9 protein-coding genes are annotated in these 10477 nt (G+C 36.1%); all 9 read left to right on the forward strand.

The window, feature by feature from the left end; all coding sequences use genetic code 11:
- Window positions 1-1014 (forward strand): ATP-binding cassette domain-containing protein (locus tag ACO5V7_RS08435; protein WP_485485823.1); only part of this gene is annotated, 1014 nt, incomplete at its 5' end.
- 130 nt (window positions 1015-1144) lie between these two features.
- The gene (locus ACO5V7_RS08440; RefSeq protein WP_485485824.1) at window positions 1145-1735 is read left to right on the forward strand and encodes a hypothetical protein; all 591 of its coding nucleotides are present in this window, start codon (window positions 1145-1147) and stop codon (window positions 1733-1735) included.
- Between the two features lie 334 nt (window positions 1736-2069).
- Entirely contained in the window at window positions 2070-3038 is a 969-nt protein-coding gene (locus tag ACO5V7_RS08445; RefSeq protein WP_485485825.1) for an asparaginase, read from the forward strand.
- 15 nt (window positions 3039-3053) lie between these two features.
- Entirely contained in the window at window positions 3054-4169 is a 1116-nt protein-coding gene (gene rlmN / locus ACO5V7_RS08450; RefSeq protein ID WP_485485826.1) for a dual-specificity RNA methyltransferase RlmN, read from the forward strand.
- A 194-nt stretch (window positions 4170-4363) separates the two neighbouring features.
- Window positions 4364-5248 carry an ABC transporter ATP-binding protein gene (locus ACO5V7_RS08455; RefSeq protein WP_485485827.1) on the forward strand — a complete coding sequence of 295 codons (885 nt, stop codon included), beginning with the start codon at window positions 4364-4366 and terminating at the stop codon, window positions 5246-5248.
- 36 nt (window positions 5249-5284) lie between these two features.
- Window positions 5285-6475, forward strand: coding sequence for an ABC transporter permease (locus ACO5V7_RS08460; RefSeq protein WP_485485828.1), 1191 nt, complete (start codon window positions 5285-5287; stop codon window positions 6473-6475).
- A complete protein-coding gene (locus ACO5V7_RS08465) occupies window positions 6472-7533 on the forward strand; it encodes a hypothetical protein (protein ID WP_485485829.1) in 1062 nt (353 codons plus the stop codon). Before ACO5V7_RS08460 ends, ACO5V7_RS08465 begins: the two co-directional genes overlap by 4 nt.
- 113 nt (window positions 7534-7646) lie before the next feature.
- Entirely contained in the window at window positions 7647-9257 is a 1611-nt protein-coding gene (locus ACO5V7_RS08470) for an ABC transporter ATP-binding protein (RefSeq protein WP_485485830.1), read from the forward strand.
- 349 nt (window positions 9258-9606) lie between these two features.
- The gene (locus ACO5V7_RS08475) at window positions 9607-10377 is read left to right on the forward strand and encodes a 3D domain-containing protein (protein ID WP_485485831.1); all 771 of its coding nucleotides are present in this window, start codon (window positions 9607-9609) and stop codon (window positions 10375-10377) included.
- Window positions 10378-10477 lie beyond the last annotated feature (100 nt).

Genomic DNA, 10477 nt, shown 5'->3' on the forward strand with positions numbered 1-10477 from the left:
ATTATTAAAAACTTTTTTGTAGAAAAAATCTTTTTGAATAAGTTGATGGGAACGTTGAATCAAACAGAAGAAGCTTATTATCAAATGAATCATGTACGATTTACATCGAAGTTATTAGCAAACTTACTTTCTGGATTAAGTTCATTTGTACCGCTAGCTATTGGGGTATATTTAGTTATTGTTGGGGACACTAAGTTAGCCACAGTTATTGCAATTTATTTAGCGAGTGATCGTATTGTTAGTCCTTTACTCAATGCAATAGATTATTATCAAAGATTTAATTCAATCATTCCTGTGATTGAAAGATTGGAAAAGTATACGGAGTTTGAATGGACTCATTTAGAAACTAAATCTAGTATTAGTACGGTATTTCCAATTGAGTTAAAAGAGTGCACTGTTCAAATTGATGGAATGACTATATTAAATAATATTAATTTAGAAATGAATGAGAATGATAAGATACTGATTATGGGTCCATCAGGTTCTGGGAAATCTACACTTTTGGAATTATTATATGGAGTGCATGTATCTGAAGTTGGTGTGCAGAAGTATAATGGAGTCCATAGACAATTAGTTTCAGGAGAAGATTTGAAGAAACATATTGGCTTCTTTACTCAGGAATCAAGGATATTCTATGAATCATTAAAATTTAATCTCTCTTTAGGGGAAGACTATTCCGATAGTGAAGTTACTTCTGTTCTTCAAAAAGTGGGATTAGGTTATTTAGCCGATAGACTAGGATTACATAATGCAGAAGTAAATCTTGATGAGTCACTTTCTGGAGGAGAGAAAGCTAGAATTTGTCTAGGCCGACTATTACTTAGAAAATACCAATTACTGCTATTAGATGAGTTTTCTTCTACCATTGATGAGGATACAACGATGATGATTAGAGAACTTCTTATAAAGGATAACATTCCATTTATAGAGATAGCTCATAGAGTTCCAAAGGATCTAAACTTATATAGCAAACAGTATACTTTGGAATCAGGAGAACTAATTCAAACTCGTTGACTAGGCTTTTCGTTTCTAATGAGAATCAAGAAAGATTTTTAGTATCCTTAATGAAGAAGCATGATGTGATTTAGATAAGTATGAAATGCTTTTAAAGTGCAGAATAGCTTTGACGGAAGGTAGGAGTTATATGTATTTATTAGGTGTAAATATTATTATCTGTATTCTGTTAGAAGTGATAGTTCTTCTATTAAAGAATAGAATAGATAAAAATAGAGAAATTGAGAATACACATGAACTTGAAATAAATGGCATGTTGAGTGATGTCAGCGTGAACTATAAAGAATCCTCTTTCTTTAGTTATAACTACTCTACAAAAGAGCTGACTAAGAAAAAGATTGTTAATTACACAGATTATATTCAGTTAGCCCATGAATATAGCCATGCGATTCATAATGAAGTAACAGGATACTATAGGTTATGGGATTTCTTTGGAGTATTGATCTTCTTTTTAGTTCTTCTTATACTCGTGTTGTTTATAACAGTGTTTCTTATGGATAAATTCATTTTCATTTTGGCGTTAAGTTGTGTTTTCCTTTATCTAATTTACTATTTACTTGTGGTCTATATAGAGGTCTCTGCAAATATTATTCTATTAAAAAAGAGGAATATTAAAGAAGATAAATTAGTAGTTGCTTATATTATTCTAAACATGGTAAAGGAGTTTGTTTTCAAATTATTAGGATTTGTTGTGTTGTATAGTATTATAAGTAAAGTTTGAATTTGTTTAGAGAATATTATGCTAGATGGAATGATGAATCAAGCCTTGAAAATAGTATCAAATATACTACTTTTTGTTACGAGCTTTTTTGTTATTTCTCAATTATTATTTGATAGTGTAACTTCAATTAATTACTGGAGTATTTCTCTTAACTTAAGTTTATTTTTGGTTATGCTGTTCCTAGCAAAATATATTAATGATTTATTTTTCTTAGGCATTCTTAAATTTCGAAGGTATCATCATTTTTGTGCGTATTCACTTACAAATACTTCGGCACTTTTTGCCATTTTGTGGTATCCTATGTAAAGAAAAAATGAAAGAAAGTAGTAGAACTATGAAGAAAATCATCGTTATCAACACTGGTGGTACGATTGCCATGAGCGAAGATCGCTCAACGGGCAGCGTAACCCCAACAGGAACAAACCCATTAACAAACTCAGATACTCTTTTTGCACCGATTGCAAGTGTCATTGTAGAGGACTTATTTAACTTACCATCCCCACATATGACGGAAGAAAAAATGTGGGAAGTTCAAAAGAGAATCGTCCAAGCACAAAAGGATGGTTTTGACGGAGCTGTGGTCACTCACGGAACGGATACTTTAGAGGAAACAGCGTATTTCTTAGAGTTAACAACAGATGGAACCTTCCCAATTGTTTTAACCGGAGCGATGCGTTCCAGCAATGAAATCGGGGCAGACGGGCTCGCAAACTTACGCAGTGCCATTATTACGGTAACGAGTCCAGAGAGTGTGGATAAGGGCGTTCTTGTCGTGATGAACGATGAAGTCCATGCAGCAACGTATGTGACAAAGACACATACTACAAATGTTGCGACTTTCCAAACACCAACTTTTGGACCGCTTGGCTTAGTGTCAAAGAGTGAAGTTATTTACTTCCAAAAATTCTTACATCATGAATACTATCCAGTGAAAGAACTCGTGGATAAAGTATACTTATTGAAGGCGTATGCCGGTATGGATTCAATGTTATTTGATGCCATTGCCGATTCAGATGCTAATGGATTAGTCATCGAAGCTCTTGGGGCAGGGAATCTCCCGCCAACAGCGCTTCATGGATTGCAACGTTGTTTGGATAAAGGAATTCCAGTCGTGCTCGTATCCCGTGCATTTAACGGTGTAACGTACGATGTATATAATTATCTTGGCGGAGGCAAACAGCTTCGTGAAGCAGGAGTGATTTTCACAACTGGGCTGAGCGGACAAAAGGCTCGTGTGAAATTATCGGTGTTATTAAGCGCTCATGCGAATAGAGAAACAATCGTTAGAGCATTTCAAGTATAGGAAAGAGGAATAGAAATGGTTAGAAAAATAGGACGAGTGGTTCGTCAATATGAAGGAAAACCGATTATTTACGGCATGCCACTAGAAGAGCTAACAGCTTGGTTTGAAGCAAAAGGCGAAAAGAAATTCAGAGCAGGACAATTATGGGACTGGCTTTACCGCAAACGTGTAACCAGTTTTGAAGAAATGACAAACTTGCCAAAAACACTGATTGAAGAGTTACAAGAAGAGTTTACATTCCCAGTGTTAAACGAACGTATCAAACAACAATCAACAGACGGAACACGTAAATTCCTTTTTGAATTAGCAGATGGCCTCTTAATCGAAACGGTATTAATGCCACAGGAATACGGATTATCCATCTGTGTGACGACACAAGTAGGATGTAACATCGGATGTACTTTCTGTGCCAGCGGAATTATTGCAAAACAACGTGACCTTGTTGCTGGGGAAATCGTAGCGCAAGTAATGCACGTACAACGGACCTTAGACGAAGTGTCTCCTGGAGACCGCGTTAGTCACATCGTTGTTATGGGAATTGGGGAACCATTCGATAACTATGATAACGTGATTAAATTCTTGAAAGTGGTCAACTCTGATAAAGGGCTTGGAATCGGAGCTCGTCATATCACGGTATCTACAAGTGGTTTGGCTCCAAAGATTCGTGAGTTCGCTGACGAAGGATTACAAGTCAATCTTGCGCTTTCACTCCACGCACCAGATAACGATACTCGTTCTCGTATCATGCGTATCAACCGTAAATATCCAATCGAAGTCGTGATGGATGCGATTAATGAGTATATTGCTAAAACCAATCGTCGTGTAACCTTCGAGTACATCATGCTCGATCACGTGAATGATTCGGTGGAACAAGCACAACAACTAGCGGACCTTCTTGCGGATAAGAAACGTCTTTCATACGTAAACTTAATTCCTTATAACAAAGTTCGTGAACATGATCAATACGAACGTAGTGGAAAAGAACGCGTAGTAGCCTTCTACGATGTGTTGAAGAAAAACCACATCAACTGTGTCGTTCGTAAAGAATTCGGACATGATATCGAAGCAGCCTGCGGACAATTACGTTCAAGCCAAATGAAACGTGACCGCACTGAGAAAACAAAAGCATAATAAAATAGATGAACCACACTTCAGAATAGAGGTGTGGTTTTTTCTGTAAAAATCAAATAATAGTAGATATTTTTATAGGATTTTGATTGAAAAATACTAAAAAACTCTATTTTTAAAAGAAAAATTTGCTATAATTTCAATAAAGGAAGCGGTAACAAATACAAAGTAATCCAATAAGGAAAGGAGTCGCTCGAATGTTAGAAGTTCATATTCAAAATTTTTCATATGGGAAAAAAGAGGTTCTAAATCAGATTGACTTGCATCTTCCACCGGCTCAGATTATTGGGCTAGTAGCACCAAATGGTGTAGGAAAATCTACGCTTATCCAAATACTATCTGGACATTTAAGAAATAACGGTATTTCGGTATCTTATCAAGGGAAGAATTATACAACTGACACATTATTTATGAGACAGCATATTGTGAAGATGCCGGATCAATCTGAATTATACGATGAGTTAAATGGAATCGAACATTTGAATTTCTATGCCTCGATGTGGAAGGTAGCTTCTGGAACTGTTCAAACTGTGATAGAGCAGTTAGAAATGGAAGGCTATATTCATCAAAAAGTGGGCGGATATTCACTCGGGATGCGGCAACGCCTTTGTTTTGCATTGGTGCTAGTTACAAAAGCAGATTACATGCTTGTGGATGAAGTGATGAACGGATTAGATCCTGATAATGTGGAATTGATTTCTAAAGTGTTGAGACAGTTACGAAATGAAGGAAAAACGATCGTAATGGCCTCTCATTTACTGAACAATCTTGATTCGATTGCCGACAAGATTTATTTTATGAAGGAGAAACGAATCGCCTTGGAATATTCACCACAAATGGAAGGCATCGATACACTACAATTGACCTTTATTTCAAAAGAGTATTTCGAAAAGTTTGTAGAGCAATTTCCAAGAGAAGTAGAAATGATGAATCGCGAAGGAAGACAAATTAGCATTCACCTTACAGATGGTGAGCTTCCAAAAGAAAAATGGAAGTGGATACTAGAGAACATCCATCAATGTAGTGAAATTAAGATTGGAGCAAAAGGTTGTTACGCCCTTTATAAAGAACTGTACGGATAGTACAATCGAAAGATGAAAAAGAGAGGAGAAGCTAGAATGAGAACACAATTACTGTTAATTGTTCGAAATCGATTAATGAAAATTCAGTTCATCGGTTATGTATTGCTGATGGTTGTTTTTCTTGTGATGAATTTTCAACAAAAATCTTCTCTCAATGAACTTTTGAATAACACTTTAAATCAAGGAGATAAAATTCATTTGATACTAATCAATGAATATGAAGAGGAAGCAAAGAAAAAAAGTTTAACAGAAACAGAGGAAAAATGGTTAGAGGATGCCGTTGCTTATCATCGTTCAGCAACAGCGTTTCAAAATCAAGATTATAAAACTTATATAAAAGAACAGATTCATTTTTGGGAGTTGCGACTTGAATTAAGAGATAAAGAACAATCGCCCCTTCCGATTTACAATACAATTGGATTTAATCCTAGTAAGCAGGAACAGTTAGAGTATAAGAATGTCAAACAATATTTAATGGAATTTCGTTCTTTAGAGGAGAAGGGTAGCTATCAATTAGACGATATTTTACAAATGCAGAATCGAATATTTTGGATGGAATGGACAAGATATGAAGAACCGATGCTTTATTGGTTGCCAGTTCTATTTTCAATCTTGCTATTATTTATCAGTCCCGTTCTGTTAGATGATTGGAAGCATCGAAGTATATTAGCGGTGAAGCCGATTCGCGAGTGGAAATATTTATTACAAAAGATTAGTAGTTACTGGTTGGTAAATATGGCTCTTGTAATTCTTGTTTTATTTGTAGTTTTCCTAGTACAGGGTGTATCTTTTGGCTGGGACAACCTTACTTCGCTGTTACTTGTATTTCGTGGGGAAGAGGAGGTTCTCTTGCTTCCATTACAATTTATCGGGATTGCCCTACTCTTTGCAGCATGTGTGTTACTATTCTTAATCAATTTCGTCGCATGGTGTAATCAGTTGACTAGAAATAAGATGGTAGGGTTCATCGTAGGACTTATGGTTATTTGGGCAGAGCCTATCTTCCGTTCCATGAAGATTTATCCTTCTTTTGCAGATAAGTTGCCACTGTACTATGTGAACTTTGGCTCTGTAATCCAAGGAATGAAAGATGATTTTTATGCGACAGGTACGTTTACGATTTCAAACGGATGTGCCAGCCTACTTGTGGGGGCGTTTGTGTTCTTCTTATTAACGATTGGAACTTCTTATTGGCAAGAGCGTCAGAGACGAGGGGGTTCGGTATGAGTAGATGGGTTCAGTTAGATAGAATGCATTTAAGGAAAAGAGGATTTTTCTATAAGATACCGCTTCTTATTTTAGTAGTTGCAACGCTTGTCATTGGATATCATCACGTTACAGGAAAACCGGCCTTAAAAGAAGTGATTGAGCGACAGTTTTCTCAGATAGATGATCTTAAAGAGTCGTTTGAGAATCAAATGACGATTGATGAAGATACAAAGAAAGAGATGGATACTACTTTTCAAGCGCTCTATCAAACCTATGCGCAAGAAAATGGGATTTATACAGTGAAGGGGAAAACGGAGCGGCTGATTCCGATTTATGAAAAACGATTGGAATTGGTGGAATCTCTTCTAAGGCGTGCCCCAAAAGAATGGGCTGATTCGTTAGAGAGTCCTATGCAAATTAAAGCTAAACTCCAATTATTCCATTATTTAGTTGGAAAAGAGATATCCTACCAAACCTATTATCAGTATGGTGATTTTATACAGACGATTTTCCAACTTCTAGGCTACGGTATCCTTGTCTTCTTTTTTCTTGTACAAGTAGGGGGATATTTAGAAAGAAAACAACGGCACCGAACGCTGCTAGAAGTAGTGCCGATTTCTAATAAAGAAGAATTATTGACAGAAACGCTCTATTCTTTGAAATACTTTTATGCTTTTTCTAGTCTGCTGGTGATTGTGTCTGTTGTGGGGTATGGAATCATAATCCATGAGAATGTTTTTTTGTTTCCTGTATCGTATGTGTCAAATGGGGAAACAATCTTTATTTCAGCGATTCAAGGGATTCTACTGGCGATTGGATATCCATTGCTAGCAATTGTTGGGTTATTCATTGCACAGATGCTGCTCTTTTCTTTGATTAAAGATACTATGGTGTCGACGATTGTTCTCTTTATCCTTGGATGTTTGGGTATTGGAGGATATTCGTTAGGGGCTATTTTACCGATTAGTGTGTTACCAGCTCTACAACAGGGAGTACCGCTTGTGATAGGAGCCCTTGTTGGAATAGCCTTTTCCACTATATTCATTGGATTAAGACTAAGAAATATAAGGAAGTGAGAAATTACATTTTCTCACTTTTCTTTAATTTTCCGTCCAAAGTCCTATACACATTGGATTAAGACGATGTTAAACTATGAGCATAACAATAAATTGAAGTGGAGCGAGTGCGTATGAGGGTTGTTTTTCAGAAGTTTAAAAAAGAAGTGTTCGTGACTATTGCGATTTTAACATTAATTGCGACCTCTCAATTATTAACAAGTATTGTCAATGCAGAGATTTTAGACTATTTAGTAAAAATGGATATGAACGGGTTTATCCGTGAGACGATTCTATTAGTCTCAATTTTTGCTTTATATTTGTTGTTTACCTATATGTTGATTCGCTATCAAGCGTTCTTTGAACAAAAGGTAGTTACTTGGTTACGAGATCGAATTAGTCATGCCATAAAGAATACTTCTTATGAACGCTTTTATGAGAAAAATAGTCAAACCTATATTTCTTGGTTTACAAGTGATATGGAACAAATTAGAACAAAAGCTTTTACGCCTACGATTGAAGTCGTTGGGGGAGCCATCTCTGCTGTGTTTTCTGCGGTAGCGCTATTTATGTATCATTGGTCTATTGTATTATTAACCGCTTTTTGTATTATTTTGATGGCAGTATTACCCGCATTGTTTTCCGGAGAGTTAACAGCTAAAACGATGAGAACATCTGAAGAAAACGAGCATTTTTCAAAACATGTTTCGGACTTATTAAGTGGATATGATACTTTATTCGTATTTAGAAAGTTGAACTATTTGACTCAAAAAATCCATGAAAGATCTGTCAAAGTTGGAGATACACAACGAGATTTTAGTAAAACAATGGCAAAAGTTGCCGTAAGTGGTGGAATTAGTAATTTATTTTGCCAAGTTTCTGTCTTCGTTTTAACAGGATATCTAGCATATATCGGAGAAGTGAGTATCGGTAGTATAATTGCTACAACAGGCCTTAGCGGAATCATTTTTAATGTGCTTGGAAATATCAGTCAGAAAATCGGTTCGATTAAAAGTACAGCTCCTCTATTTGAAAAATATGAACTACTTAAGTCTGCGCAAAATAATGAGAATGTGGATAAAGAAGATTCTCGTACTTTAATTGAAGTATCAGACGTCTCTTTCAATTACGGAGAAAAGGTGATTTTAAATCATGTCTCTCTGGGGTTTGACGAAGGACAAAAATACGCGATTACTGGCGAAAGCGGAACAGGGAAATCAACGCTATTAAATATTATCGCTGCTAAATTAACGGAGTATTTAGGAGAAGTGAAATTTGCTGGGGTCGATGTGAAGAAACAATCCTATGATGAGTTATATCGTCAAATGGTCTATATCGCCCAAAAACCACATATCTTCACGACAACTATTCGCGAAAACGTAACGCTCAAAGAAGAGTATACGGACGAAGAAGTTTGGGAATCTCTTGAAAAGGTTGGACTCGCAACTATTGTACGAAACTTGCCACAAGGATTAGATACAGTCTTAGGCGATGGCGATTCAAATTTATCCGGCGGCCAGTTGCAACGCATTGCCTTCGCGCGTGGACTCATAAAACAACCAAAAGTCTTCTTACTGGATGAAGTTAGCTCCAACTTAGATGAAAAGACAACCATTGAGGTGTTGAAACCTATCCTAGAAGATAAGAGCGTGACCGTTCTATGGGTAACACACCATCTTCCCGAAGCCTTAAAAGAAACTATCAAACAGACGATTCAGATGAGTGAGTTGAATCATGTAAATTAAAGAAAATGAAGAGCCTTCCTACTGGTAAATAGGAAGGTTTTTTTGTTGTGATGTTCGATTGAATGCAATTTTTTCTTTGAAAAGAGCCTAAAACGATGTAATAAATGAAAAAAATATGACTAATAAATTAAGGAAATTATAAGAAAACGTTACAGAAAGATGTTAAATGTTACAAGAACGTATGTTCTTGTCATTTATTTGTAATAATAACGTCAGAAAAAGTCAAAAAAATTAAGTAGCCTTAACAAAGGGCATAAAATCAACACTTTCATTTTTTTTCATGGTAACATAATGGCATTCATTAAGTTCGCGACTCAAAAAAATTATGCGAACGAGATTTTTGAATTCTATGAAAGAATCAAAAGTCGGAAAGGAAAACATGAAACCAATCAAGAAACAATTCATGATGGTGACAGCATCACTTGCATTATTTGGCTTTGCAGGTTTTACAGCGAATTCAGCAAGTGCAAACGAAGTAGAATGGACAGCACGTACTGTTGAAGAAGTAACGCAAGATGTGAAAAAAGACGATAATGGAGTGCAAGAGTACACGATTAAATGGGGAGATACATTATCTGTAATCTCTGAAGCAACAGGAGTTTCTTTAGATTCACTTGTTCAAGTAAATGAGATTCAAAATGCGAATCTAATCTACCCTGGAACAGTTCTTCGTTTTTCAGCAGACCAAAAAGAAGTATCTGTTGATAATGGAGAAGAAGAACACTCTTATCGTGTTCAAGAAAATAATGAAGTGACAGAAGTAGAAAAATCTGAAGCAACAACGCCAACATATAGAGAGTCTTCAGCAGAGGAAACTGCTCAAGCAAGTCAAGGAGGCTATTACTTAACCGTAGAAGCGACTGCATATTCATATAATGAACCAGGCCTTTCTAACTACACTGCTGATGGAACCAACCTTTTATATGATTCAAAAGTTATTGCGGTTGACCCACGTGTAATCCCATTAGGCTCATATGTTGAAATTCCAGGATATGGAGTTTATCGTGCTGCAGATACAGGTGGAGCGATTAAAGGAAATAAAATCGATGTTCACATGGTTAATCTAACAGATGTTTATAACTTTGGACGTCGTACAATCACTATTCGAGTATTACAATAATCACTGAATAGAATTTAACTTTATGAGGAGTCGGGTTTATAGGATCCGGCTCTTTTTTAGTTCAAGAGAAAGTTAAGAAAAGGTAAGACCTGACTAGAAA

This window comes from Granulicatella sp. (assembly GCF_057274575.1).